General features: G+C 70.1%; 24 protein-coding genes. 5 read left to right on the forward strand and 19 right to left on the reverse strand.

What is annotated here, in order from left to right:
• Nucleotides 1–166 precede the first annotated feature (166 nt).
• The 4 genes from ettA to MD221_RS13385 are packed head-to-tail and all read left to right on the forward strand — an operon-like array spanning nt 167 to nt 4,395.
• Complete coding sequence (ettA, locus tag MD221_RS13370; RefSeq protein WP_242112320.1) at nt 167–1,825, forward strand: energy-dependent translational throttle protein EttA; 1,659 nt, start codon at nt 167–169, stop codon at nt 1,823–1,825.
• Entirely contained in the window at nt 1,825–2,562 is a 738-nt protein-coding gene (gene map / locus MD221_RS13375) for a type I methionyl aminopeptidase (RefSeq protein WP_242112321.1), read from the forward strand. Before ettA ends, map begins: the two co-directional genes overlap by 1 nt.
• 29 nt (nt 2,563–2,591) lie before the next feature.
• Nucleotides 2,592–3,404, forward strand: a complete 813-nt coding sequence (gene pyrF, locus MD221_RS13380) for an orotidine-5'-phosphate decarboxylase (protein ID WP_242112322.1) — start codon at nt 2,592–2,594, stop codon at nt 3,402–3,404.
• A 34-nt stretch (nt 3,405–3,438) separates the two neighbouring features.
• Nucleotides 3,439–4,395, forward strand: a complete 957-nt coding sequence (locus MD221_RS13385; protein WP_242112323.1) for an MBL fold metallo-hydrolase — start codon at nt 3,439–3,441, stop codon at nt 4,393–4,395.
• Between the two features lie 19 nt (nt 4,396–4,414).
• On the opposite strand, the gene def is transcribed toward MD221_RS13385, so the two are convergent.
• A complete protein-coding gene (gene def, locus MD221_RS13390; protein WP_242112324.1) occupies nt 4,415–4,948 on the reverse strand; it encodes a peptide deformylase in 534 nt (177 codons plus the stop codon).
• 235 nt (nt 4,949–5,183) lie between these two features.
• Between def and MD221_RS13395 the strand changes: the two genes are divergently transcribed.
• On the forward strand, nt 5,184–5,516 hold the full coding sequence (locus MD221_RS13395) for a hypothetical protein (RefSeq protein WP_242112325.1): 333 nt from the start codon (nt 5,184–5,186) through the stop codon (nt 5,514–5,516).
• A 254-nt stretch (nt 5,517–5,770) separates the two neighbouring features.
• On the opposite strand, the gene MD221_RS13400 is transcribed toward MD221_RS13395, so the two are convergent.
• The 18 genes from MD221_RS13400 to MD221_RS13485 form a co-directional block, all read right to left on the reverse strand.
• Nucleotides 5,771–5,941, reverse strand: a complete 171-nt coding sequence (locus MD221_RS13400; RefSeq protein ID WP_242112327.1) for a hypothetical protein — start codon at nt 5,939–5,941, stop codon at nt 5,771–5,773.
• Nucleotides 5,942–6,166: 225 nt separating this feature from the next.
• Nucleotides 6,167–7,018 carry a glycosyltransferase family 2 protein gene (locus MD221_RS13405; protein ID WP_339328431.1) on the reverse strand — a complete coding sequence of 284 codons (852 nt, stop codon included), beginning with the start codon at nt 7,016–7,018 and terminating at the stop codon, nt 6,167–6,169.
• Nucleotides 7,015–7,962, reverse strand: coding sequence for a glycosyltransferase family 2 protein (locus MD221_RS13410; protein ID WP_242112328.1), 948 nt, complete (start codon nt 7,960–7,962; stop codon nt 7,015–7,017). Before MD221_RS13410 ends, MD221_RS13405 begins: the two co-directional genes overlap by 4 nt.
• Before the next feature lie 172 nt (nt 7,963–8,134).
• On the reverse strand, nt 8,135–8,995 hold the full coding sequence (locus MD221_RS13415; RefSeq protein WP_242112329.1) for a hypothetical protein: 861 nt from the start codon (nt 8,993–8,995) through the stop codon (nt 8,135–8,137).
• A gap of 12 nt (nt 8,996–9,007) precedes the next feature.
• Nucleotides 9,008–11,266, reverse strand: a complete 2,259-nt coding sequence (gene gspD / locus MD221_RS13420; RefSeq protein WP_242112330.1) for a type II secretion system secretin GspD — start codon at nt 11,264–11,266, stop codon at nt 9,008–9,010.
• 11 nt (nt 11,267–11,277) lie between these two features.
• Nucleotides 11,278–12,081 carry a general secretion pathway protein GspN gene (locus MD221_RS13425; RefSeq protein WP_242112331.1) on the reverse strand — a complete coding sequence of 268 codons (804 nt, stop codon included), beginning with the start codon at nt 12,079–12,081 and terminating at the stop codon, nt 11,278–11,280.
• On the reverse strand, nt 12,068–12,715 hold the full coding sequence (gene gspM / locus MD221_RS13430) for a type II secretion system protein GspM (protein ID WP_242112332.1): 648 nt from the start codon (nt 12,713–12,715) through the stop codon (nt 12,068–12,070). The genes MD221_RS13425 and gspM overlap by 14 nt, the downstream gene beginning before the upstream one ends.
• On the reverse strand, nt 12,699–13,886 hold the full coding sequence (locus MD221_RS13435) for a PilN domain-containing protein (RefSeq protein WP_242112333.1): 1,188 nt from the start codon (nt 13,884–13,886) through the stop codon (nt 12,699–12,701). The genes gspM and MD221_RS13435 overlap by 17 nt, the downstream gene beginning before the upstream one ends.
• Nucleotides 13,883–14,710 (reverse strand): type II secretion system minor pseudopilin, encoded by an 828-nt coding sequence (locus tag MD221_RS13440; protein ID WP_242112347.1) that lies wholly within the window; start codon nt 14,708–14,710, stop codon nt 13,883–13,885. Before MD221_RS13440 ends, MD221_RS13435 begins: the two co-directional genes overlap by 4 nt.
• A 71-nt stretch (nt 14,711–14,781) precedes the next feature.
• On the reverse strand, nt 14,782–15,408 hold the full coding sequence (locus MD221_RS13445) for a prepilin-type N-terminal cleavage/methylation domain-containing protein (RefSeq protein WP_242112334.1): 627 nt from the start codon (nt 15,406–15,408) through the stop codon (nt 14,782–14,784).
• A 62-nt stretch (nt 15,409–15,470) separates the two neighbouring features.
• Nucleotides 15,471–15,908: a type II secretion system protein XpsI gene (gene xpsI, locus MD221_RS13450; RefSeq protein WP_242112336.1), complete on the reverse strand. Its 438-nt coding sequence runs from the start codon at nt 15,906–15,908 to the stop codon at nt 15,471–15,473.
• 23 nt (nt 15,909–15,931) lie between these two features.
• A complete protein-coding gene (gene xpsH / locus MD221_RS13455; protein ID WP_425602279.1) occupies nt 15,932–16,486 on the reverse strand; it encodes a type II secretion system protein XpsH in 555 nt (184 codons plus the stop codon).
• Between the two features lie 2 nt (nt 16,487–16,488).
• Nucleotides 16,489–16,929: a type II secretion system major pseudopilin GspG gene (gene gspG / locus MD221_RS13460; protein ID WP_425602280.1), complete on the reverse strand. Its 441-nt coding sequence runs from the start codon at nt 16,927–16,929 to the stop codon at nt 16,489–16,491.
• 164 nt (nt 16,930–17,093) lie between these two features.
• Nucleotides 17,094–18,311 carry a type II secretion system protein XpsF gene (gene xpsF, locus MD221_RS13465; protein WP_242112338.1) on the reverse strand — a complete coding sequence of 406 codons (1,218 nt, stop codon included), beginning with the start codon at nt 18,309–18,311 and terminating at the stop codon, nt 17,094–17,096.
• Between the two features lie 8 nt (nt 18,312–18,319).
• Entirely contained in the window at nt 18,320–18,778 is a 459-nt protein-coding gene (locus MD221_RS13470; protein ID WP_242112339.1) for a hypothetical protein, read from the reverse strand.
• A 39-nt stretch (nt 18,779–18,817) separates the two neighbouring features.
• On the reverse strand, nt 18,818–20,719 hold the full coding sequence (gene gspE, locus MD221_RS13475) for a type II secretion system ATPase GspE (RefSeq protein ID WP_425602281.1): 1,902 nt from the start codon (nt 20,717–20,719) through the stop codon (nt 18,818–18,820).
• Nucleotides 20,720–20,776: 57 nt separating this feature from the next.
• Nucleotides 20,777–22,609 (reverse strand): S8 family peptidase, encoded by a 1,833-nt coding sequence (locus MD221_RS13480; protein ID WP_242112350.1) that lies wholly within the window; start codon nt 22,607–22,609, stop codon nt 20,777–20,779.
• Between the two features lie 187 nt (nt 22,610–22,796).
• Nucleotides 22,797–24,060: YadA family autotransporter adhesin (locus tag MD221_RS13485; RefSeq protein WP_242112340.1), on the reverse strand; the 1,264-nt coding region annotated here is incomplete at its 5' end.

Consider the following 24,060-nt stretch of genomic DNA (forward strand, 5'->3'; position numbering starts at 1 on the left):
CCGCCCGCCCGGGGCGCGCGCCCCGGCGCCGTCCGTGCCCGGGAAGCGTCATCGGAGCCATGCGATAATGCGCCGTCATCCGGGCGCGGCCCGGCCGCGCGCCCCCACCTTTCCCGCCTCGCACGCCCTCGCCGGCGCGCGACACATCGCCTCGAGAACAGCCTCCATGCAATACATCTACACCATGAACGGCGTCAGCAAGACCGTGCCGCCCAAGCGCCAGATCATCAAGGACATCTCGCTGTCGTTCTTCCCGGGCGCCAAGATCGGCCTGCTCGGCCTGAACGGCGCCGGCAAGTCGACGGTGCTCAAGATCATGGCCGGCGTCGACCAGGACTTCGTCGGCGAGGCCCGTCCCCAGCCCGGCATCAAGGTCGGCTACCTGCCGCAGGAGCCCGAGCTCGACCCGGAGAAGACCGTGCGCGAGGCGGTCGAGGAAGGCGTGGGCGAGATCCTCAACGCCCAGGCCGCGCTGGACGCGATCTACGCCGCCTACGCCGAGGAAGGCGCCGACTTCGACGCCCTGGCCAAGGAACAGGAGCGCCTGGAGGCGATCCTCGCCGCCGGCGACGCCCACACCCTGGAGAACCAGCTGGAAGTGGCCGCCGACGCGCTGCGCCTGCCGCCCTGGGACGCCAGGATCGGCAACCTCTCGGGCGGCGAGAAGCGCCGCGTGGCGCTGTGCCGCCTGCTGCTGCAGAAGCCCGACATGCTGCTGCTCGACGAGCCCACCAACCACCTCGACGCCGAGTCGGTCGAGTGGCTGGAGCAGTTCCTGGCCCGCTACACCGGCACCGTGGTGGCCGTCACCCACGACCGCTACTTCCTCGACAACGCCGCCGAGTGGATCCTCGAGCTCGACCGCGGCCGCGGCATCCCGTGGAAGGGCAACTACACCGAGTGGCTGGTGCAGAAGGACGAGCGCCTGAAGCAGGAAGAGAACCAGGAGAAGGCGCGCCAGAAGGCGATCCAGAAGGAGCTGGAGTGGGCGCGGCAGAACGCCAAGGGCGGCCGCTCCAAGGGCAAGGCGCGCCTGGCGCGCATCGACGAGCTGCAGGCGGTCGACTACCAGAAGCGCCAGGAGACCAACGAGATCTTCATCCCGCCGGGCGAGCGCCTGGGCAACAAGGTCATCGAGTTCAAGAACGTCAGCAAGAAGTTCGGCGACCGCCTGCTCATCGACGACCTCAGCTTCACCGTTCCGGCTGGCGCCATCGTCGGCATCATCGGCCCCAACGGCGCCGGCAAGTCCACGCTGTTCAAGATGATCACCGGCAAGGAGAAGCCGGACTCGGGCCAGATCGACCTCGGCCCGACCGTGAAGCTGGCCTACGTCGACCAGAGCCGCGACGCGCTCACCGGCAACCACAACGTGTTCCAGGAAGTCTCCGGCGGCCTGGACATCCTCAACATCAACGGCATCGAGATCCAGTCGCGCGCCTACATCGGCCGCTTCAACTTCAAGGGCCAGGACCAGCAGAAGATGGTCGGCTCGCTGTCCGGCGGCGAGCGCGGCCGCCTGCACATGGCCAAGACCCTGCTGCAGGGCGGCAACGTGCTGCTGCTCGACGAGCCGTCCAACGACCTCGACATCGAAACGCTGCGCGCGCTGGAGGACGCCCTGCTGGAGTTCCCGGGCAACACCTTCGTGATCTCCCACGACCGCTGGTTCCTGGACCGCATCGCCACCCACATCCTCGCCTTCGAGGGCGATTCGCACGTGGAGTTCTTCCAGGGCAACTACCGCGAGTACGAGGAAGACAAGAAGCGCCGCATGGGCGACGACGCCGGCCCGCACCGGCTGCGGTTCAAGGCGCTGAAGTAATGACGATCCGGCACCGGCACGAGCTCGACGGCCTGCGCCGCGCGGGCGCGCTGGTGTCCGGCATCCTGGCGGCGATGCGCGAGCGGGCGGTCGCCGGCGCGGTGTCGCGCGATCTCGACGCCCACGGCGCCGAACTGATGCGCAAGGCCGGGGCGCGCTCGGCGCCGGCGCTGACCTACGGGTTTCCCGGCGCCACCTGCATCAGCATCAACGCCGTCGCCGCGCACGGCATCCCGGACGATGCGGCGCTGCGCGACGGCGACCTGGTCAACATCGACGTCTCGGCCGAGCTGGACGGCTATTTCGCGGACACCGGCGCCAGTTTCGTGGTCGGCGGCGCCAGCCCGGCGCAGCAACGGCTGCTGGAGGCCGCGCGCGAGGCGCGCGACGCCGCGATCGCCCAGCTGCGCGCCGGCGAGCTGATCAACGGCATCGGGCGCACCGTCGAAACCGTGGCCGCCAGGCGCGGCTTCCGGGTGATCCGCAACCTCGGCAGCCATGGCGTGGGCCGCGCGCTGCACGAGGCCCCGGGCACCATTCCCGGCCATTACGAGCCGCGCGACACGCGCCGGCTGCGCGAGGGCATGGTGATCACGGTCGAACCGTTCCTGGCCACGCACTGCGACCGCGCCCGCGAGGCGGCCGACGGCTGGTCCATGGTCTGCCCGCGCGGGGTCGCCGCGCAATTCGAACACACGGTCGTCGTCACCCGCGGCGAACCGATCATCGTCACCTGAGCCTGGCGGGGACCAGCGGAGGATTGCGGATGGGCTTCATCGCGGATGTGCGCAAGCGTTGGGACGGCGCCGGCAGCCTGGTGTGCGTCGGCCTGGATCCCGAGCCGGGGAAACTCCCCGCCAAGCTCTCCGCCGATCCGGACGCCGTCTTCGCCTTCTGCCGCGACATCGTCGACGCCACCGCCGAGTACGCGTGCTGCTTCAAGCCGCAGATCGCCCACTTCGCCGCGCAGGGCGCCGAGGATGCGCTGGCGCGGCTGATCGCGCACATCCACGCGCGCCACCCCGGCATCCCGGTGATCCTCGACGCCAAGCGCGGCGACATCGGCAGCACCGCGCTGCACTACGCGGCCGAAGCCTTCGACCGCTACCGCGCCGACGCCGTCACCGCCAACCCGTACCTGGGCAAGGACTCGGTGCAGCCTTTCCTGGACCGCGCCGACAAGGGCGTGGTGATCCTGTGCCGCACCTCCAACCCGGGCGCCGGCGACCTGCAGGACCTGCCGGTCGAGGGCAGGCCGCTGTACCAGCGCGTGGCCGAGAAGGTCGCCGGCGAATGGAACGCGCACGGCAACTGCGCGCTGGTGGTCGGCGCCACCTGGCCCGGGCAGCTGCGCGAGGTGCGCGCGATCGTCGGCGACGTGCCGTTCCTGATCCCCGGCGTCGGCGCCCAGGGCGGCGACGTGCAGGCCACCGTGACCAATGCCAGGACCGCCGACGGCAGCGGCATGATCGTGAGCAGCTCGCGCGCGATCCTGTACGCCTCCGGCGGCGCCGACTATGCCGAGGCGGCCGCGGCCGCGGCGAAGGCACTGCGCGACGAGATCAATCGCCATCGCTGAGCGGTGTTCGGCCGGCCAGCGCTAGATTAGGCCGATGGACCGATCCCCCGACCGCAACCGCCGCCGCCTGCTGGGCGCCGCGCTCGCCGGCGCCGGCGCGCTCGCCCTGCCCGCTTCATTCGCCGCGCCTTCCGCGCCCGCGGACCGCCGCACGCGCCTGATCCTGCTCGGCACCGCCGGCGGCCCCACGCCCAAGGCGCTGCGCGCCGCGCCGGCCAGCGCGGTGGTGGTCGACGGCGCGGTCTATCTGGTCGATTGCGGCAACGGCGTGGCGCGCCAGCTGGCGCTGGCCGGGCTGCCGCTGGGCGCGGTCGGCAACGTCTTCATCACCCACCACCATTCCGACCACAACGCCGACTACGGCAACCTGCTGCTGTTGGCCTGGGCCGCCGACCTGCGCCGGCCGATCGATGCCTGGGGACCGCCGCCGCTCAAGCGCATGACCCGGCTGTCGCTGCGCCTGAACGCCACCGACATCCGCACGCGCATGGCCGACGAGGGACGCCCCGATCCGGCGACGCTGATCCGTGCCCACGAGTTGCGCGGCGCCGGCGAGGTCATGCGCGATGCGCGCGTGCGGGTGCGGGCGGCCCTGGTCGACCACCCGCCGCTGCGTCCGGCCTTCGCCTACCGCTTCGACACGCCGGATCGCTCGATCGTGTTCTCCGGCGACACCCGTCCCAGCCCCGTCCTGGCGGCGCTGGCGCGCGGGGCCGACGTGTTGGTGCACGAGGTGATGTTCCTGCCGGCGCTGGACAGGCTCATCGCCAGCGAACCGCAGGCCGCGCGCCTGCGCCGGCACCTGCTCGACAGCCATACCACCACCGAACAGGTCGGCCGGCTCGCGACCGAGGCCGGCGTGAAGACCCTGGTGCTCAACCACTTCGTGCCCGGCGGCGATCCCGCGCTCAGCGACGAGGTCTGGCGTACGGCGGTCGCCGCGCATTTCAAGGGCGAGCTGGTGGTCGGGCGCGACCTGATGGAACTCTAGGCATCCCGCCCGGCGGCGTTCAGTCGTCGCCGTTGGGGTCCAGGTCCGGGAACAGGATCTCGGTGAAGCCGAACCGGGAGAAATCCTCGATCCGCGAGGGATACAGGCGCCCGATCAGGTGGTCGCACTCGTGCTGCACCACGCGGGCATGGAAATCCTCGGCCTCGCGCTCGATCGGCGCGCCGGCCGGATCGAAGCCGCGGTAGCGGATCTGGCGCCAGCGCGGCACCACCCCACGCAGGCCAGGCACCGACAGGCAGCCCTCCCAACCGTCGGCCTTCTCTCCCGACAGCGGCTCGATCACGGGATTGAGCAGGATCGTGCGCGGCACCGGCGGCGCGTCGGGATAACGTTCGCTGCGCTCGAAGCCGAAGATCACCAGCTGCAGGTTCACGCCGATCTGCGGCGCCGCCAGGCCGACCCCGCCGGCGGCCTGCATGGTGTCGAACATGTCGGCGATCAGGGCTTCCAGCTCGGGGGTGCCGAATGCCGGCACCGGCTCGGCGATCCTGAGCAGGCGCGGGTCGCCCATTTTGAGGATGTCGCGGATCATCGGATTGCGCGCCTCGCCTTGGTTTGGAGCGGGTCCGGACGGCCGTCCAGCGGTGATGCCTTGTCGCCGGCCACGCCATTCATGATCTTGCGGAACCGCTTGTCCCGGCGCAAGGACACCCTGTCACAAGTAACTGGCGCGCGTCCGGGAGGATGCGTATGCTGCGCGCGGGCCGGGGGAGCCTGAAAATGCTACCGCCACGGACCGCAAACGTTAATCGACTCAAGGAGTGATCATGAACCGTTTCCTCGCCCTGCCTCTGGCGGCGCTCACCGCCGCGGCGCTCTATGCCGTTCCGTCCACCTCGCATGCCACGACCGCCGCCTCGTTCTGCAGTTCCGTGCAGAAGGGCCGCAGCGACAAGCCGATCTACGCGCTGTGGTCGACGATGACCTTCAGCTGCGTCAACGTCGGCACCAAGACCATTGCCCAGCTCGGCGCCGAAGGATGGAAGATCACGCACATCATCCCGGCGCAGACCAAGATCATCGGCACCGGCCCCGGGGGCTTTCCGATCACCGAACTGTCGTACCAGCTCATCATCCAGTACAACAGCAAGGAGCTTTGATCCGCCGGTCCATGCGACCACGGATCCTCGCGCATCACGACTGAATTGCGCAGCCATTCCACCGGAATGGCTGCGTTCCTCGCGCACCGCGAGCATCAGTCCCGATATAAGGAGTTACACATGAACCGGCTTCTTGCCCTGCCTCTGGCCGCCATTGCCGCCTCGGCGCTCTATGCCGTTCCGTCCACGTCCCACGCGGGAACCGCCGCCTCGTTCTGCAGTTCCGTGCAAAAGGGACGAAGCGACAAGCCGATCTACGCGATCTGGTCGACGATGACCTTCAGCTGCGTCAACGTCGGCACCAAGACCATCGCCCAGCTCGGCGCGGCGGGATGGAAGATCTCCCACGTGATTCCGGCGCAGACCAAGATCATCGGCACCGGCCCCGGAGGCGTTCCGATCACCGAGCTGTCGTACCAGCTCATCATCGANCGCCCAGCTCGGCGCGGCGGGATGGAAGATCTCCCACGTGATTCCGGCGCAGACCAAGATCATCGGCACCGGCCCCGGAGGCGTTCCGATCACCGAGCTGTCGTACCAGCTCATCATCGAGTACAACGACAAAGAGCTTTGATCGCCCGGCGGCACTGCCGCCCTCGCGCGACCGAAATGCCCAGGCGCGGCCATCCTTGCGGGTGGCCGCGCTTTTTTTACCGCCCCGCCAGCTTCGCCGCCAGGCTGGCGAGCAGGCGCGCGCCGATCGCGACGGCGACCGCGGCGCGCTTCGCCGGCCCCGATTGCCGCCCCTCGAACTTGCGGAAATAGCGCCACAGGCCGCGATGCTTGTGCCATTCCACGAACAGCGGCCGCGCCCGGCTGGAAACGCCGCGCACGTGCACGACGCGCACGTCGTTGGCCACCGCGACCAGCGCGCCGGCCTCGCGCGCGCGCCGGCACAGGTCCAGGTCCTCGGCATGCAGGCGGTAGCCCTCGTCGAAACCGCCGATGCGCTCGAACAGCGCGCGCGAGATCAGCATCAGCGCCCCCGAGACGGCGTCGACGGGCTGCAGCGTCTGCGTGTCGTCCGCCGGCAGGTCGAGCGGCCTGCGTCCCCTGCCCGCGAACGCCTCGCGCAGCATCCTCCCGAAGTCCGGCTGCCGCCGGCGCGCGGCGCCGTCGCGCACGCCGGCCTCGTCCACCAGATCGGCGCCGAGCAGCACCTCCTGCGCCTGTCCCTGCGCGTGCGCCAGCAGGCGCGCCAGCGCGTCCGGCTCCACCATGCAATCGGGATTGACGAAGGCCAGCCAGGGCGCATCGCTGTCGCGCGCGCCCTGGTTGCAGCCGACCGAGAAGCCCGGGTTGTCGGGATTGCCGATGAAGCGCAGGCGCGCGTCGGCGGCGGCATGGCGCTGCACGAGCGCGAGCGTGCCGTCGCGCGAATCGTTGTCGACCACGCGGACCTGCGCCACGCCCTCTGCGCGGCGCAGCCGCTCCAGGCAGTCGTCGATCGTGGCCAGGCTCTCGTGGGTGACCACGATGGCGGCGATGCCGGGCGCGCTCATGGCGGCGACGCTTCGCCTCCGCCCGGCGCATCCTCGCCTTCGCGCACTCCGGAAGGCTCGCCCGCGGGCGCCGGCGCTTCGAGTGCGGGCGCATCGGCGTCGGCCGCGCCTTCCGCGAACAGGTCGCGCTGGCGCTGCGTCGCGTCGGCCTCGGCGTGCAGGCGGCTCAGCCGCTCGCGCACCTCGTGCAGGGGATCGTCCATCAGGAAGCCGGCCAGGCGCGCATGCCAGTGCGGCCAGCGCGCCGCCAGCGCATCCAGGTCGCCGTCGGCCGGCCCGCCCTCGCCGCCGCGCGCGACGAAGGCCGTCTCGCACAGCGCGTTGCGCCAGCCCAGTCCCGCCAGGCGCAGCGACAGGTCGATCAAGGCCGCGTACCAGGACGCGTAGCTGGCGGCATCAAGCCCGCCGGCCTTGAGGCGGGCGCGCCCGCGCAGCAGCACCGCATGATCGACCGCCGCCGGCAGCTCCGGATGGCGCGGCGCCATCGCCGCGGCCGCGCGCGCGATCCGCTCCGCGTCCCCGGGCACCGGCCCGATCTCGCCGCAACGCGGCCAGGCCGCCGTCTCGCCGGCGTTGCACCAGGGCGTGGCGGTCGCGATGGAAGCATCGCGCGCGAAGCAGGCGGCCAGCTGCGTGGCCCAGCCCGGCGTCGGCAGGGCATCCGGCGCCAGCACGATGACGTCGGCGTCGCCGCAGGCCTTGAGCATTTCGTCCAGATGCGCGACCTGGCCGATCGCGCGCTGCCGGCGCGTGTAGTCGGCCGACAGCCCCGTCCGCGCGATCCAGCGTTCGATCACCGCGTAGCCGCGCGGCCCGCATTGCGCGTCGTCGGCCAGCCAGACCCGCGTGCCGGCGGGCGTGTTCGCCTCCAGCGCGCCGAGGCAGGCGTCGAGCGCGTCGTCGTCGGCGCCGACCGGCAGCAGCACGACCGGAAGCTCAGCCATGCGGCGCTCTGGCTGTATGCCTATGCCTCAAACTTGAGCTCATGGATTTCATTTAGCAGGGGAGAATACGCCGCATTCCCCGCCCCCCGCCAGCTTAGGTCACGGAGAACAGCCCGATTTCAAGCAAGACTGGCATCGCCGCCAATCCTTGCAGCCCCCATCCACGCCGAACCTACTGTTGTATCAGCACCTCGGAAGAACGAGGACTGATACCCGACTCTGTAATTCTATACGCCCTATATTTATAGACAACTCCTGGGGATGCGTTGCCTTCATAGTAGTCGGAAACCCCCGCACTAGCTTCGCCCTTTTTTATGATTTTCCAGCCGCCGTAATTGACGCTCCGCTCCAGCGCATAGCGCCACCCGACACTGACATCCGATGCAGACCTCCATTTAACAATATGGCTAGTCGCATTGATCTTTTCCGCGGGATACATTTGCGGCGCCTGCGGCATTGGAGGCGGAGGTGGCGGCGGGGGCGGATTTACGCTCACCAGATCAAACGCCGGCTCGCTGTTGCAAGCCAACTGACTTTGATATGTGGCAGTGACCACCCAACCATCTGGAATCACGGTTCGGTTGCAGGCTCGGATAGAAGATAGCCCAGCGGTATTGGTGATAGTGAACCCAGAGTACCCCCCGCACGCCGGAACACTTTGTTGAATCGCCGTTACCACCCATCCGCTTGGAACTGGCGATCCAGCACAAACATTGATCGAACTCTGCTGCATAAGGCTTTTTAAGCCATATGCCTTTCCGGTTTTGCATACTGAATGCAATCCCTCATTTTCAATGATGGACTCAATAACGTATCCCAGTCCAACGCCTTCTTCCGAGCACACGTAATCACCTGAAGCCACCTCGGCGATAGTCGTCGCTTTATCTTCGGCCATCAATTGCCCGCATACCGAAGTCAGAATAATTAACGCAAGCGCATTTCTCGCCATATCGATTCTCCACGAGGCGGGCAATTCCTGGCTTCCCGGACTCATCCGGGGACCCATCCATAGACGATTCCCCGTGAAGCTCATGTGGAACGCGATTTATTTTTTCTTTTTCGGCTGCAGCGGCTCCATGGCGCGGAAGCGACGGGTGTATTCGTCGGTGAGATTGTTGGCTTCCTGCGCGTTGCGCACGATGGTCGGGGTGATGAAGACGATCGTCTCGGTGCGCTCGGTCTTCGAGTTCTGGGTGCCGAACAGCGCGCCGAGGACGGGGATGCGGCTCAGCCCCGGCAGTCCGGTCGAGCCGCGCGTCACGCCGTCCTTGATCAGGCCGGCCATCAGCACGGTATTGCCGTCCTGCACCGCCGCCTCCGACTTGAGCTTCTTGGTGGAGATGCGCGGATTGCCCTGCGCGTTGGTCGTTTCGGTAGCGTCGCTGACCTCCTGGACGATGTCCAGGAACACCATGCCGTCCTTGGTCACGCGCGGGCGCACCTTCAGGATCACGCCCGTGTCCAGGTACTGCACCTGGCTGTAGGCGGCGTCGCTGCCGGTGATGGGGTTCACCGAGGTGGACACGATCGGAATGCGGGTGCCGACGTTGAGCTCGGCCACGGCGTTGTTGCGCACGAACACCGACGGCGTCTGCAGCACCTGCACGTCGGTCACCTTGTCCAGCGCGCTCAGCACCGCGGCGGCGTCGTTCTTGACGAACTGCCACAGCAGGCCGCCGCCCGCGCTGTTGCCGCCGATGGTGCCGCCGAGCGTGCTCCATTTGCTGGGCCCGGAGGTGCCGGGTGTGTTTCCCGGCGCCGGGAAATTCGGGAACCCGTTGTCGGTCATGCCCTTCTCGAGGAACCAGCTCACGCCCCACTTCAGGTCGCCCGACAGCGTCACGTCCACCACCTGCGCCTCGATGTGCACCTGCAGCGGCATGACATCGAGCCGCTCGACCACGTCGCGGATCGAGCGCCAGGCATTGCCGGTGCTGCGCACCAGCAGGGTATTGGTTTCGTCCACGGCCGAGACGCCCACGCGCTCGCCCTCCACCTGCAGGGTGACGCGGCCGTTGCCGCCCTGGCGCGGATTGAGCGAGAGCGAGCCCCCGCCGCCGCCCGTGCCGCCGAAGCCGCCCGAGGTGCCGCCGGGACCGCCGAAGGAATCGCCGCCGCCGTTCGACACCGAGCCCAGGCCGCCGCCGCTGTCCATGCCGCCGCCGTCCTTGAGCTCGGTCGGATTCAGGCCGGGCATCAGCGAGGGCGCGCCGCCCTCGTCGCCGCCGCTGCCGCCGCCGCTGCCGCCGAACACGTCGGCCAAGCGGTCGGCGAGGTCCTTCGCCTTGACGTACTTCAGTTCGTAGGAGAACAGCTGCACGCCCTCGCCGGCGCCGTCGATGCGCTCCAGCCAGACCTGGATCTGGTCCAGGTACTCCGGCTGCGGCGTGATCACCAGGACCGAGTTGGAGCCTTCCAGCGGCATGAAGCGGAACATGCCGGCCACCGGCGTCTTGCTCTGCTCGCCGAACACCTTCTCCAGGTCCTGCACCACCTTGCTGGCCTTGCTGCTCTGCAGCGGGAACACGCCCACCGACATGCTCGACATCCAGTCGACGTCGAAGATCTGGATGGTGCGCAGGTAGTTCTCCAGCTCGGTGCGGCTGCCGGCGACGGTGATCACGTTGCGGCCGGAATCCACGTTCACGATCGAGCCGGCGCGCGCGTAGGGCTTGAGGATCTTCTCCATCTCGGTGGCCGAGATGTACTTCAGCGGCACCACCCGCGACTCGAAGCCGCGCGCGGTGGCGGCGCTGCCGGTGCGCGGGGCGACCGCGCCGGTGGCCACGGCCTGGTCGGCCGGGACGATGTTGTAGCGGCCGTCGCTGTAGATCAGCCGCGCGTTGTTCCAGCCCAGCACCATCTCCAGCACCGACAGCGCCTCGGCCGGACTGACCGGCTTGCCGGTATTGAGCGTCACCGTGCCCTGCACGCCGGGCGCGATCACGTAGTTCTGGCCGAGCATGTCACCGAGGATGGCCTTGGCCACCGCCTGCAGCGACTCGCCCTCGAAGTTGAAGGTAGCCGAGCCGGTGGTGCCGCCGAGGCTGGGCGGCCTGGAGCCGGCGACCTCGCGATTGATGGTCTGCCCGCTGCCGCGGCGGATCTGCGGACGCGGACCGCCGTCCTCCTTGTATTCCTTGCGGATGTCGCGCGGCGCGTTCTCCTCCTTGCTGCGGTCGGTTTCGCCGGCGGCCACCGGGGCCGGGGCGCTGTTGTCGCGGCGCACGATCGGCACGGGGCCGGTCGCGCAACCGGCGATCACGGTGACAAGGAAGGCAACCAGGAGGGAACGGACATTCATTGCGTGCACTCTTAAGGGGTCTGGCCCGGCGGTGGCGACGGCTGCTGCTGTTGTTGTTGCGCTTCCTGCCGCAGCTTGGCGCGACGCGCTTCGATGCGCTTGCGGATGGCTTCGATCTGTTGCTGGGTGGCGGCGTCCTGGGCGGCGGCCTCGGCCGGGGCCGGTTGCGGCGGCGGCGCCTCGCCGTTCTGCGGCTTCGGCGGCACCTGGTTCGGAATCGGCGGCGGGACCGGCTGTCCGGGGACCGGCTGCGCGGCGGGCGGCACGGTGCCGGAGACGGAGATCGCGGTCGGCGGTTCGCCGCCGTTGCCGTTGAACACGCGCAGTTCCAGCTTGCGCTCGCCTTCGGGCCCGTTGAACACCGCGCTGCGCGCATCCACCGATGCCAGGTGCCAACCCGGCGCGGCCTTCGGCGCGTCGCCCACCTTCACCCGCATCGGCTCGCCGCTGCCGTCGGGGGTCTGCAGGATCGCCATCTGGAAGTTCGGGGTGCGCAGCACGCTGGTCAGCACGTAGTCGAAGGCGTTGACCTGGGCCTCGCCCTCGCCGGCCGGATTGATCAGGAAAGGCTGCGGGCGCCGGTCGTCGGTGAACAGCGGGCGCTCGCCCATCGCCGCGTACTGCGGCAGCGGCCCGAGACGCTCGGCGGGCGCGGCCGCCGGCTTGGGCAGGCTGCCGGCGAGCGCGGGATCGTCCTCCAGCGGCGCCACCTTGCCGCCCATGCCGAACAGCGCGAACACCCATACGCCGAGCGCCCACAGCGCCAGCGCGCCGAGCAGCCAGGTCTTGGCGCCGGCGGTCTCAACGCGACGCATCGGCGCCTCCGGCCTGCTGCTGCGGCGCCGCCGGACCGGGCGTGGCCGCGGTCGGCTGCAGGTAGCCGTAGAGATCGAAGCTCACGTCCAGCCCGGCGCCCTGCTTGGACTGCTGCTGGGCGACGAAGAAATTGGTCGAGAGGATGTTGAGGTTGTCCACGAACAGGCGCGGCGAGCCGTTCTCCAGCGAATACAGCACGGTCGCCAGTTCGGAATTGCCGCAGCGCAGGCGCACCTGCGCCACCACGCGCGGAAAGCGCTGCGGGCGCGGATCGGTGGTCGGCGAGCGGTTCAGGATGGCGCAGCTCTTGTTGCCCGGGCTGGCCTCGTTGACCGCGGTCTCCAGCCGCTGCACCAGGCTCGCGGTGGCCAGTTCCGGGCTGCGCTCGGTCATGAAGCCCGGTATCCGGCTGGCGCGCACCTGCAGTTCCTGCAGCCGCTTGCGCACCTGCGGCGCCTGCTGCAGCTCCATGCGCGCGCGCAGGTCGCGCCGCTGCATCGAATCGATGTTCTCGCTCACCTCGAGCATCGGCACCGTCCACCAGAAGTGGACCAGCACGAAATAGGCCAGCACGAGCGCGCCGGCCAGGATGCCCAGCGCCAGCCAGCGGTCGCGGTCAGGGCGTTCGCGCATCGGCGCCTCCCGGTTGCGACTTGGCGGCGTCGGTGACGGCCAGCTCGGCGGTCAGCGTGAAGCGGTCGCGGCGCGTGCGCGGATCGGGCTGCAGGGCGCCGGCCAGCGCCGGCTGGCGCCAGAGCTTGGAGCCCTCCAGCTTGATCACCAGCGCCGAGGCCTCGCTGCTCTGACCGATCAGCGTCAGCCGGGTGTCCTCGATGGCGAGCTTCTCGATGTAGGTGGTGTCGGGCAGGCGGCGGGCGAGCTCGTCGATCACCTCCACCGCGGTCGGCCGGCCGGCGCGCGCCTCCTGCAGGAACCGCAGGCCCTCGACCTGGTTGATCAGCTGCCGTTTCAGCGCCGCGGCCTGGCGCGCCTGGTTGCCGTGCCGGTCGGCCTCGCGCTCGAGTTCGTCGGCGACCTGGCGGCGGTTGTCGAGGATCTGCCACAGGCCGACGCCCAGCGCCAGCAGCGCGACCACGATGAAGACATGGTTCCACACCCGCCACGGATCGCTGCGCCGGCGGCGCCGGGTATCGGAGAGCAGGTTGATGCCGAGCGGGCGGTCGTCGCCGTCCACCACGTCGACGCCGGCCAGCGTGGCGCCGAGCGGCCCGAGCGCGGACAGCGCACGGTCGAACGTCGCGCGCGGCACCACCACCAGTTCGACATCGAGCTGGTCGCCGCGGCGCGCGGCCACGCGCGCGTCGTAATGCACGTCGGTGGCGGCGAAAGGCGTCTGGCGATCGATCTCGAACGCGGCCACGTCGCGCAGGCGCTCGGCGGCAGCGGCCGGCAGGGTGAGACGCCGGCGCAGGCCGGCGCCGGCGGGCAGCAGCAGCCAGCGCGGCAGATCCACGACGCGTTGCGTGAGCAGTTCGGCCAAGGGATCCTCGGTGCCGATTTCCGCACCTGCAGCATCCGGCTGCCAGGGAATCGTGCCGATGGTCTCGCTGGCGTCGCCGCGTTGCAGCAGCAGCTGCAGCTGCGCGCCGTCGTGGCGCAGCAGCAGGCGCTCGCGGGCCAGGCCGAACAGGGCGCGCACCCGCGCCGGCAGCCAGCTGGCCAACGCCTCGGTCCACCAGGTCCAGAAGCCCGCGAAACCGGGGTGCAGGCGCCCGCCCACGCGTCCGAACCGTTGCCGGAACGAAGTGGGGGTGGCGCTCGCGTTGTCGACCGCGGACGTCATCGCGGAATGGCTCCCTCTTCCCATCGCAGTGCGAGATACGCGGACCCAGGCACGGTACCGACTCCCGCGCGCACGACCGCTCTCAACACTGCCTGGCGGCCATCCCGAAGCCGCGCGCGGCTGACGATACTATACGTGCCGGTGCCGCCGCCCAATAGCGCGGAATCGTCCAGATCGCCCGGTTTGGGCTGCGTCTGCTTGCGTTTGGCCAGGATCGGCGCCGGATCCACGCCCAATGCCTGCAGCACTTCGGCGGGCGCGTAATTGGGGTCCGGGCGCATCTGGCCGCTGTAGACGGTCAGCAGCGGCGCCGCCTTGGCGAACAGTTCCGGCGTCATCCCGAGCACCTGCTCGACCTCGGCGACGGTGTCGAAGGGCGCGTCCTTCGCACCATACGGTCGGCCCGCCGAAGCGTAATCCGGATCCTCGGCGCCGCCCTGCGGCTGGGAGAGATTGTCGACGTCGCGCCAGTCGGCGATCGCCGCGGCGATGCGGCCGGCCTGTTCGCGATCGGTGCCCAGCACGACGAACAGCTTGCTCAGGAACGGCACGTCGGCGGTATTGAGATCGACCTTGCCGGACTCGTCGATGATGCTCACTTCCACCTGCGCGCCGTCGAACGCCCACGCATACGGACGTCCGTCCGGCTTCCAGCGCACCCGCGGGTCGTTCTCGAAGACGCGGGTCAGGGCGTACTCCAGCCCCGCGCGCGCGGCCTGCCCCACCACCACCTCCTGGTCGAGCGAGCGCGCCTGCAACTGCTCGATGCGGGCGGAGAAGGCGAACGCGGCCACCAGCGAGGCGAGCAGCGCGATGATCCACATCACCAGCAGCAGCGCGACGCCGCGCTGCCGCGCGCCGACGGGCGCGGGCGCCCGTACATCCGCGCGCGCGCTCACCGGAACATCCCCGGCGCCTGGTTGCCCGCCTGCGGCAACGCCACCACCAGCCGCGGCCAGCGGCCGACGGCCTTGCTCTCGATGTCGATCGAGACCTGCACCGGCAGGCGGTCGGGCGTCTCCCATTCCTCGACCCACTCGCCGAGCTGGTTGTCGGCGTTGAGGCCGCGATAGCGCATCTTCACCGCGACCAGGTCGGGCACCATCGGCTCGGGCGGACGCGCCGGACGCTCCTCGGCCACCGTGGCCCCGACCACGGGCGCGAAGGAGATCACCAGCTTCGCCTGCCCGCCGTCGTCGACGACGCGGATGTCGTGCAGGCTGGGGCCGCCGCGGCCCAGGTAGTTGGGCAGATCGGCGACGAAGCGCATGCGGTCGGGCGCGCCGCTGAAGCGGGTCTGTTCGCCGGTGGTCCTGTCGACCGCGAAGCCGAGCACCAGCGCCGAGGCGATGCGCCGGCGCAGGAAGCCCTCGACCGCGCGCATGCGCTCGTTCTGCTCGGAGATGGCTTCGCCGCGCTGCTTGGTCGCGCTCGCCGCGCGCACGGTGGCGAAGGCCACCGCCAGCCCGGCGGCGAGCAGCATGGTCGCCACCAGCACCTCGATCAGCGTGAAGCCGCGCACGCCGCGCCGCGCCGCGCGCGTTGCCCGCGACGACCGACGCGGGATCGATGCGCGCGACCGGCTCACGGCGGCGCGCCCTGCGCCGCGTCCGCGACCGCCAGCCGCAGCGTTTCCAGCGACAGGCGCTGGCGCGGACCGCCCTCGCCCCATTCGACGGTCAGCGCCACCTGCAGCAGGCGCGGCCCGACCGGATTGCGCAGCGCGTCCTGCTGCGGCCGCAGCGGATCGACGTATTCCCCGACGCGCATCGTCCAGCGATAGCGGCCGTCCTCGAACTGGCCGTCGCGCGTCCCCGGGGTCAGCGCCTCGCCGACCCCGGTCTGCGCCAGCAGCGACTGCGCGTGCAGCGCCGCGCGCCCGGCATCGGCGGAACGGCGCACCAGTTGCGCCGAGTTCGACAGCGCCCCCAGCAACAGCGTCAGCGCCATCGCCAGCACCGCGAAGGCGATGATGATCTCCAGCAGCGTGAAGCCGCGCTGGCGACGACGATGGCGCGGCAACGCCCGCGATCGCAGCGCCGCCCTCACATGCCCACCGTGTCCACGCGTTCGGCGCGCCGCGACTTCACCTCGCCGGTCAGCCAGCCGACGTCGATGTTCCATGCCGCGCGCTTGGCGGCCAGCTGCACGCGGCCGCCGGTGGAGGCGCCGTCGGCGAAGAACACGATCGCGCCCTGGTCGCGGCGCGGCTGCACCTCGCGCGCGCCGAAGAAGCGGATCGAGACCTTGTCGGAGATGCGGCCCTGGCGTCCGCCCGCGCCCTCCCAGGTGTGCTCCTGCGGACTGATGACGAAGCGCTGCGGCACGCCGGTGGCGATCGCCTGCGCCCGCGCGTAGCGCAGGTTGGAGGCCACGTCCTGCATGGCCGAATGCAGTTGCATCCGCTCGAAGCCGCCGGTCAGGGCGGTCGCTCCGAGCAGCGCCGCGGCGGCGATGATGGCCATCACCACGATGATTTCGATCAGGGTGAAGCCCGGCGCCGGCGCACGGCGCGCGCCGGGCCGGACGGCCCGGCACGACGAAACGGGAGGTGTCGCCACCCCCCGTCCCTGTTCCCGCTCCCGGCCCCCGGCGCGCATGCTTACTCGTTCTTGATGTCGCCCTTGACACTGTCGCCGCCGGCCTGCCTGTCGGCGCCGAGGCTGACCAGATCGAAAGGCTTGTTGTCGCCGGGCACCTTGTATTCGAACGGCGTGCCCCACGGATCCTTCAGGTCCGCCTCCCTGGCGTACGGGCCCAGCCAGTTGCTGGCGCCGCCGGGCTGCGCGACCAGGTCGTTGAGCGATCCGGGCAGGTTGCCGGTGTCCATCTGGTAGGAGGAGATCTTCTCGGCCAGGGTCTGCACCTGCGCCTTGGCCAGGTTGTACTTGGCCTTGTCGCCGCCGCCCATGATCTTGCTGGCCGCGAAGGCGACGATGCCGCCGATCAGCACGGTGACGAGGATGATTTCGATCAGGCTGAAACCGGCCTGTGCCGAACGCGGAGAAGCAGGAAGGGTACGGGTGCGTCGCATTGCATGCATCCTCTGAAATGTCGAAAAAGTCGTCCGGGGGCGCCGGGAACCCCGGATGGTCGCATGTCCCGCCGTCCGGGCCATGACCGTACCTGAATCCAGTTCTTTGATCGACGGCCGGGCGATTGGTTCACCGCGGCAGCGTCTTTCATCTCCCTGAATACGGGGTGGCGTCACTGGATTGTATCGGTGAGCCCGTAGATCGGGATCAGCACCGCCATGATCACCATGCCCACGACGCCGGCCAGCACCACCGTGATCACCGGCACCAGGGCCGCGAGCATCCGGTCCAGCGCCTGCCCGGTCTCCTGCTCGAAGGTATCGGCGGTCTTGAGCAGCATCACGTCGAGCGCGCCCGACTCCTCGCCCACCTGGATCATCTGCAGGGCCAGGCGCGGAAAGCGCTTGCCCTTGGCCAGCGCGGCGGACAGGCCGACGCCGTTCTTGACGTCGTCGGCCGCGGCCTCCACGTCGGCGGCCAGGGCCCGGTTGCCGAGCACGTTGCGGCCGATGCCCAGCGCGGTCAGCAGCGGCACGCCGTTGCGCAGCAGCGTGCCGAGGGTGCGCATCAGCCGCGCGGTCTCCATCTTCGCCACCAGCGAGCCGGCCAGCTTGCGCTGCAGGATCCACTCGTCGAAGCGCGCGCGCACCACCGGGTCGCGGCGCTTGCGATCCAGCCACCAGGCCAGCGCGCCGGGCACCACGATCAGCACGATCCACCAGTCGCGCACGAAGATGCCCACCGCCAGCACCAGCTTGGTGAACCAGGGGATCTCCGCCTCCAGGCTCTCGTACATGCCGGCGAACTCCGGCACCACCCAGCCGAGCAGGAAGCCCAGCGCCACCGTGACCAGGGTCAGCAGGATCGCCGGGTAGATCAGCGCGTTGATCACGCGTCCGCGCAGCGCGCCGCTGCGCTCCAGGTACTCGGCCAGGCGCTGCAGCGTCTCCTGCAGGCTGCCGCCGGCCTCGCCCGCGCGCACCATGTTGATGTACAGCCGCGAGAAGGTGCCGTGCTGGCGCTCCAGCGCCGTCGACAGCGCACTGCCGCCGCGCACCGCGTCGCGCAGGTCGGCGATGGTGCGCCGCGCGGCCTCGTCCTCGGGCAGTTCCAGCAGGATGGTCAGCGCGCGGTCGAGCGGCTGGCCGGCACCGAGCAGGGTCGCCAGCTGCATGGTGAACTGCACCAGCCGCTCGCCGGCGAACGGCTTGGACTTGAACAGGCCGCGCCAGTTGGTCTCGCCGCCGCTGCCGCTGGCCAGCTTGGCCTCGACCGGCAGGTGGCCCTGCTCCTGTAGGCGCAGCGCGACTTCGCTGTCGCTGGCGGCCTCCATCTGCCCGTCGAGCATCTCGCCGCGGCTGTTCAGGGCCTTATAGCGGTAAAGCGGCATGGACGGGCTCAGTCGCAGGTCACGGCGTTGGCCGCGACCACGCGCGGATTGCCCAGCGCGAACTCGCGCACCGGCTTCTCCCACATCTCGAACGAGGAGACGCCCGGCGTCACCGCGCAGGTGCTGGCGTATTCGAAGCGCCGGCCGTCCCCGGAAACGTACAGGTCGAACTTCACCGCGACGGCGAGGTCGGTGCGCACCGTCAGCGTGGTCTGCCCCTCGCCGCCGCTGCGCGTGGCGCGGACGTTGGCGTCCTTGGCATCGGCCGGCGCCGCCGAGGCGACCCTGCCGTCGACCACGCTCACCTTCAGTCCGAGCACGGGTTCGGCGCTGCCGATCGAGAAATCCTGCGGGATTTCCTCGCGCGCCAGGGTCTTGGGGCGCTGTTTCGCCTCGACCGTCGCCGACGCGGCCAGCAACAGTCCAGCGACAACGGCGGCGGAAACGCGGTTCGTGGCGCAAGCCATGCGGATCATCCTTGCAGACGGGCGTTGTCGGCCGGCGCGCTACGCATCCTCGGTCACCCGCAGCACTTCCTCGATGGTGGTCAGCCCCGCCAGCGCCTTGACGATGCCGTCCTCGTACATGGTGCGCATGCCGCCCTGCTTGGCGAGCTGCTCCAGCTCGCCCATGCCGGCGTGGCGCATCACCGCGCGGCGCAGTTCGTCGTGCATCACCAGGAATTCCATGATGGTGGTGCGGCCGTGGTAGCCGGTGGGCGCCAGCGCCGAGCCGCGCGGGCGATAGAGGAAGATCTCGCCCTCGGGCTGGTAGCGGCGCAGGTTGAACTTCTCGATCTCCTCGGGCGAGGCCGGGTATTTCTCCGCATGGGTCGGCTCCAGCCTGCGCACCAGGCGCTGGGCGAGGATGCCGTTGATGGTGGAGGTGAGCAGATAGTCCTCCACGCCCATGTCGAGCAGGCGGGTGATGCCGCCGGAGGCGTTGTTGGTGTGCAGCGTGCTGAGCACCAGGTGGCCGGTGAGCGCGGACTGGATGGCGATGCGGCAGGTCTCCAGGTCGCGCATCTCGCCGATCATGATGATGTCGGGGTCCTGGCGCACGATCGAGCGCAGGGCGTGCGAGAAGTCCAGGCCGATCTGCGGCTTGGCCTGGATCTGGTTGATGCCCTCGATCTGGTATTCGACCGGGTCCTCGACGGTGATGATCTTCACGTCGGCGGTGTTGAGCTTGGACAGCGCCGTGTACAGGGTGGTGGTCTTGCCCGAGCCGGTCGGGCCGGTCACCAGCAGGATGCCGTGCGGCTGGTCGAGCACCTTCTGGAACTGCGGCAGGAACTCGTCGGTGAAGCCGAGGCGGTGGAAGTCGAACACCACCGTCTCGCGGTCGAGCAGGCGCATCACCACCGACTCGCCGTGCGCGGTGGGCACCGTGCTCACGCGCAGGTCGAGCTCCTTGCCCTGCACGCGCAGCATGATGCGGCCGTCCTGCGGCAGGCGGCGCTCGGCGATGTTGAGCTTGGCCATGATCTTGATGCGGCTGATCACGGCGGCGGTGAGGTTGGTGGGCGGGCTCTCGCCCTCCTCCAGCACGCCGTCGATGCGGTAGCGCACCTTGAGCCGGTTCTCGAACGGCTCGATGTGGATGTCGGAGGCGCGCAGGTCCACGGCACGCTGGATGATCAGGTTCACCAGGCGGATGACCGGCGCCTCGGAGGCCAGGTCGCGCAGGTGCTCGACGTCGTCGATGTCGCCGCTGCCCTCGCCGTCGGCGGTCTCCACGATCGCGCCCATCGCGCTGCGGCCCTGGCCGTACCAGCGCTCGATCAGGTCGTCGATCTCCGAGCGCAGCCCGACCGCCGGCACGACGTCGCCGCCGCTGGCCAGGCGCACCGCGTCCGCCGGATACGGATCGTAGGGATCGGCCATCCACAGCACGATGCGGCCGGGCTGGCCGTTGGCGCGCTGTTCGCCCAGCGGGCAGACGTGGAACTGCTTGAGGAAGCGCGTGGACAGCGCCTGGGTCTCGGCCGGCATCTCCGGCGGCGTTTCCGGCACTTCCTTGGCGCCGACCAGCGGCAGGCCGAGCACCTCGGCACAGGTCTCGGCGTGGTCGCGCTCGGAGACCAGCCCCAGCCGCGCCAGCAGCGCCAGCAGCGCCCCGCCGGTTTCCTCCTGCAGGCGGCGCGCGCGCGCCAGGTCGGCTTCCTTCAGCCGGCCCTTCTCCAGCAGCGCGGCGACGATGCGCTCGTCGGCGGCCTGTCCGTCGGCCGCCTGCGCGTCGAGGGCATGGCGACCGGCGGCGGGTTCGTTTCCGGGCTGCTGAACGACTGCGCTCACTGCGACCTCCGTGGGGAACGCCGACTTTAGCAGGTCATGCCGTTGCCTCGACATCGATGCCGGCGGCGCCGCGCCCGGGGCGGATCCCGGCCGCCCGGCGGCGGACTCCATCAAAAAAAGACCCCGGCCTCGCGGCCGGGGTCTCCTGTAGCGCGATCGCGGCGAGGCTTACTGGCGTGCCACCAGGGTGACGCCGCTGTAGGCCGCGGCGCCCACCAGCTTGATGTAGTAGGTGCCCGCCTGCGCGGCCTGGAAGCGCACCGTCTCGCTGTTGCCCACGCGGGTGGACTTGGCGTCGGAGGCCGTCGTGGTCGGCTCGGCGCCGAAGCTGACGTAGACCGAAACGTTGCCGGTGCCGCCGTAGGTCAGGATGCTGAGCGTGCTGCCGGCGCTGGCCTCGAAGCTGTACAGTGCCTCGCTGCCCGCGGCTCCGCTCAGTCCGCTCACCGCCACCTTGTTGGTCAGCGGGGTGGCCTCGGGACCGCACTGCTCCGTCTCCGGATCGCAGGGCACTTCCAGCGCCTTGTCGAGCGCGGCCTTTGCATCCACGATACCGGCGCCGATCGGCGTACCCGAGGGAATGGCGACCGGGAACGGACGCGCCGTCTCCTTCAACAGCGCCTCCATCGCCGCCGGCGTGAGCGGATCGCGGCCGGCGCCGGCCAGCGCGCTCTGCACCAGCGCGGCGGTGGCGGCGACATGCGGGGTCGACATCGAGGTGCCGCCGAGACCGAAGTAGGTCGGGGCGCCGGCTTCCGGCGTGGTGTCGCTGTCGCTGCCGGTCGACCAGACATAGCCGTTCGGATTGCCATCGACGCTGCCGCCGCCGCCCGGCGCCGACAGATCGACCACGGCACCGAAGTTGGAGTAGTAGGCGATGCCGCCGGTGACGCGCGTGGCGCCGACGGTGACCACGCCGTTGCAGTTGGCCGGGCTGCGCGTAGACGCATCGGCGGCCTGGTTGCCGGCCGAGACGACCACCAGGGTGCCGCGGCTGTTGGCGCCGGTGATCGCATCCTGGGTGGCCTGATCGCAGGCACCGGGGCCGCTCAGGCTCAGGCTGACGACCTCGGCCGGATTCTGGTTGGCCGGCACGCCGTCGACGGTGCCGCCGGAGGCCCAGATGATCGCATCGGCGATGTCGGAGTCGTAGCCGCCGCAGCGGCCGAGCACGCGCACCGGCAGCACCTTGGCGTTGTGGGCGAGACCGGCCATGCCGACGCTGTTGTTGGTGACTTCGGCGACCGTGCCGCTGGTATGGGTGCCGTGCCAGCTGCTGGCCTCGGCCGTCCAGTCGGCGCTGCAGTCGCCGTCGAGGGTCCAGTCGCCGTAGTCCTTGGCGCCGGGCACGCGATCGTCGGTGGCGCGGCGCGAGACGAACGCGTCGGTGATGAAATCGTAGCCTTCCAGCAGGTTGGCCTGCAGGTCGGGATGGTTCAGCACCACGCCGGTATCCAGCACCGCGACGACGGCACCGTCGCCCTTGGAGATGTCCCACGCCGCCGGCGCGTTGACGCCGCCCACGGCATTGTGGAAATGCCACTGGTACTGCGCGTAGTACTGGTCGTTGGGAGTGAAGGCTTCCGCGGTGGCGGCGGCACGCACCTTGCCGATCGGCGCGTCGTCGAGGCGGCGCATGCGGTCGACCTGCGCGTACTCCACCGACGGATCGGCGCGCAGCTCGCGCACCAGCTGCTGCAGCTGCGCTTCGGGAACGCGGCGCGAGAGCTTGAACAGGTCGGCACCGACGCCGAGCTTGCGCACGTAGTTCGCACGCGTGGCGGCGGACTGGCCCCGCGCCGACTGCGCGCCCAGTCCGGCGCGCCCCACGGCGGAATTGACCGCGCCGAGCTTGGCATTGCGGTCGACGCTGACGGCGCTGCCCTTCTTGTACTTGACGATGATGCGCGCGCCGGCCTGCGACTGGTCGGCGGCGGCGCGGACCGGCTCCTTGGCGACGAAAGGCTTTGCGGCCTGCGCCGCGGGCATCACGGCGGCCATCGATACAATGCCGGCGATGCCGTACACAACGAGTTGTTTCCTGCTGATCACGATGCGGTTCCTTTTTTCGGTTTACGAAACAAGCGAAATCGCCGGCTGACGACTCCATCCCCTAACGGACGCGGCCAGCGGCCGCGCCATGCGCATCCGCGGACCGTCTCTCGCCGGTCCGCGGACATTTTCCCGACTACCAGCCAAAGCCCGCGCCGAGACCGACCGAGGTGTCGCCGCCGCTGGTCGCACCGCCGAGGGTGAACGTGGCCCGGTCGCTGATCGCGCGCTGGTAACCGATCGACAGCGCGCTCTGGCCGCCCTGGAAACCGACGCCGACGCCGACGCGGTTCTCGGTGCGGATGCCGGCCGCGCTGGTGGCCATGTTCAACATGGCCGCGCTCATCGCGCCCTGGCGGTCGATGCGGCGGTCCTGGTCGCGCAGGCGGCGGTTCATGTCGTCCTTCAGCACGTCGAAGCTGTCCTCCAGCGCCATGAACTTCGAGTCCGTGTAGGCGTTGGCCGAGGACAGCGTCTTGGTCGCGGACGCATCCATCTGCCGCTTGTTCACCGCGTCGGTGGCCTGCGTGCCGTCGGCGACGTTCACCACCTGGCGTTCGTTGCCGACGCTGCCCACCGAGACCGTGTTGGCGCGATCGGCGACCGAGCCCTGGCCGAGGGCCACGCTGTTGGCGGCCGAGGCCGTCGCGCCCTGGCCGATCGCCGTGCTCGACGCGCCCGAGGCGACCGCGCCCTGGCCCATCGCCACGGCGTTGGTGCCCGAGGCGACGCCGCCCATCGCGCCGGTGCCGGCGGCGGGCGCATTGCTCGAGGCCACGGGCCCGGTGCCGCCGCCGGTCGAGCCGGCGTCGGCGCCGGTCCTGGCGGGCTTGCTCGAGGCGGTCGCCCGGTCGTCGCCGGTGCTGTCCGTGCTCGCGCCGGCGGCCAGGCCGTTGCTTTCCACGCTGCTCAGGCGCTGGTCGATCTGCGAGATGCTGGCATCCAGCGCGCTGATCGCGTCGCCGACGTTGAAGTAGCTGCCGCCCTGGACGAGATAGGTCGGCGCGCTGATCGTGCCGAACGCCGTCACCGAGGCGCCGCCGCCCAATGCCGCCGCCGTGCTGTCGAGCGCGCCATACAGCTGGCCGCCGTTGACCGCCTGCGTGCTGTTGGCGCTGACGTCGCCGGCCGCGAGGTTGCCGATCTTGGTGCCGTTCTCGCCTTCCAGGGTGATGCTGTCCTTGCTCTCGTCGTCGTAGCTCACCGCGTTGGCGACGCCGGCGGCGACCTCATCCAGCTGGCCCTTGTTCACCGCGTCGGTATCTTCGGTACCGGCGGCGACATTGGTCAGCTGACGCTCGTTGCCGGCGCTGCCGATCGAGACCGTGTTGGCACGTTCGGCTTCCGACAGGGTACCGATCGCCACGCTGTTCACCCCCGAGGCGTAGGCGCCATAGCCC

The organism is Luteimonas aquatica, assembly GCF_022662575.1.
GTDB lineage: Bacteria > Pseudomonadota > Gammaproteobacteria > Xanthomonadales > Xanthomonadaceae > Luteimonas > Luteimonas aquatica.

What these genes read in the sequence shown, in the direction of transcription:
- ettA (WP_242112320.1), top strand. Translation starts at nt 167, where the DNA reads ATGCAATACATCTACACCATGAACGGCGTCAGCAAGACCGTGCCGCCC.
- map (WP_242112321.1), top strand. Translation starts at nt 1,825, where the DNA reads ATGACGATCCGGCACCGGCACGAGCTCGACGGCCTGCGCCGCGCGGGC.
- pyrF (WP_242112322.1), top strand. Translation starts at nt 2,592, where the DNA reads ATGGGCTTCATCGCGGATGTGCGCAAGCGTTGGGACGGCGCCGGCAGC.
- MD221_RS13385 (WP_242112323.1), top strand. Translation starts at nt 3,439, where the DNA reads ATGGACCGATCCCCCGACCGCAACCGCCGCCGCCTGCTGGGCGCCGCG.
- def (WP_242112324.1), bottom strand. Translation starts at nt 4,948, where the DNA reads ATGATCCGCGACATCCTCAAAATGGGCGACCCGCGCCTGCTCAGGATC.
- MD221_RS13395 (WP_242112325.1), top strand. Translation starts at nt 5,184, where the DNA reads ATGAACCGTTTCCTCGCCCTGCCTCTGGCGGCGCTCACCGCCGCGGCG.
- MD221_RS13400 (WP_242112327.1), bottom strand. Translation starts at nt 5,941, where the DNA reads ATGAGCTGGTACGACAGCTCGGTGATCGGAACGCCTCCGGGGCCGGTG.
- MD221_RS13405 (WP_339328431.1), bottom strand. Translation starts at nt 7,018, where the DNA reads ATGAGCGCGCCCGGCATCGCCGCCATCGTGGTCACCCACGAGAGCCTG.
- MD221_RS13410 (WP_242112328.1), bottom strand. Translation starts at nt 7,962, where the DNA reads ATGGCTGAGCTTCCGGTCGTGCTGCTGCCGGTCGGCGCCGACGACGAC.
- MD221_RS13415 (WP_242112329.1), bottom strand. Translation starts at nt 8,995, where the DNA reads ATGAGCTTCACGGGGAATCGTCTATGGATGGGTCCCCGGATGAGTCCG.
- gspD (WP_242112330.1), bottom strand. Translation starts at nt 11,266, where the DNA reads ATGAATGTCCGTTCCCTCCTGGTTGCCTTCCTTGTCACCGTGATCGCC.
- MD221_RS13425 (WP_242112331.1), bottom strand. Translation starts at nt 12,081, where the DNA reads ATGCGTCGCGTTGAGACCGCCGGCGCCAAGACCTGGCTGCTCGGCGCG.
- gspM (WP_242112332.1), bottom strand. Translation starts at nt 12,715, where the DNA reads ATGCGCGAACGCCCTGACCGCGACCGCTGGCTGGCGCTGGGCATCCTG.
- MD221_RS13435 (WP_242112333.1), bottom strand. Translation starts at nt 13,886, where the DNA reads ATGACGTCCGCGGTCGACAACGCGAGCGCCACCCCCACTTCGTTCCGG.
- MD221_RS13440 (WP_242112347.1), bottom strand. Translation starts at nt 14,710, where the DNA reads ATGTGGATCATCGCGCTGCTCGCCTCGCTGGTGGCCGCGTTCGCCTTC.
- xpsH (WP_425602279.1), bottom strand. Translation starts at nt 16,486, where the DNA reads ATGCGCGCCGGGGGCCGGGAGCGGGAACAGGGACGGGGGGTGGCGACA.
- gspG (WP_425602280.1), bottom strand. Translation starts at nt 16,929, where the DNA reads ATGCATGCAATGCGACGCACCCGTACCCTTCCTGCTTCTCCGCGTTCG.
- xpsF (WP_242112338.1), bottom strand. Translation starts at nt 18,311, where the DNA reads ATGCCGCTTTACCGCTATAAGGCCCTGAACAGCCGCGGCGAGATGCTC.
- MD221_RS13470 (WP_242112339.1), bottom strand. Translation starts at nt 18,778, where the DNA reads ATGGCTTGCGCCACGAACCGCGTTTCCGCCGCCGTTGTCGCTGGACTG.
- gspE (WP_425602281.1), bottom strand. Translation starts at nt 20,719, where the DNA reads ATGGAGTCCGCCGCCGGGCGGCCGGGATCCGCCCCGGGCGCGGCGCCG.
- MD221_RS13480 (WP_242112350.1), bottom strand. Translation starts at nt 22,609, where the DNA reads ATGGCCGCCGTGATGCCCGCGGCGCAGGCCGCAAAGCCTTTCGTCGCC.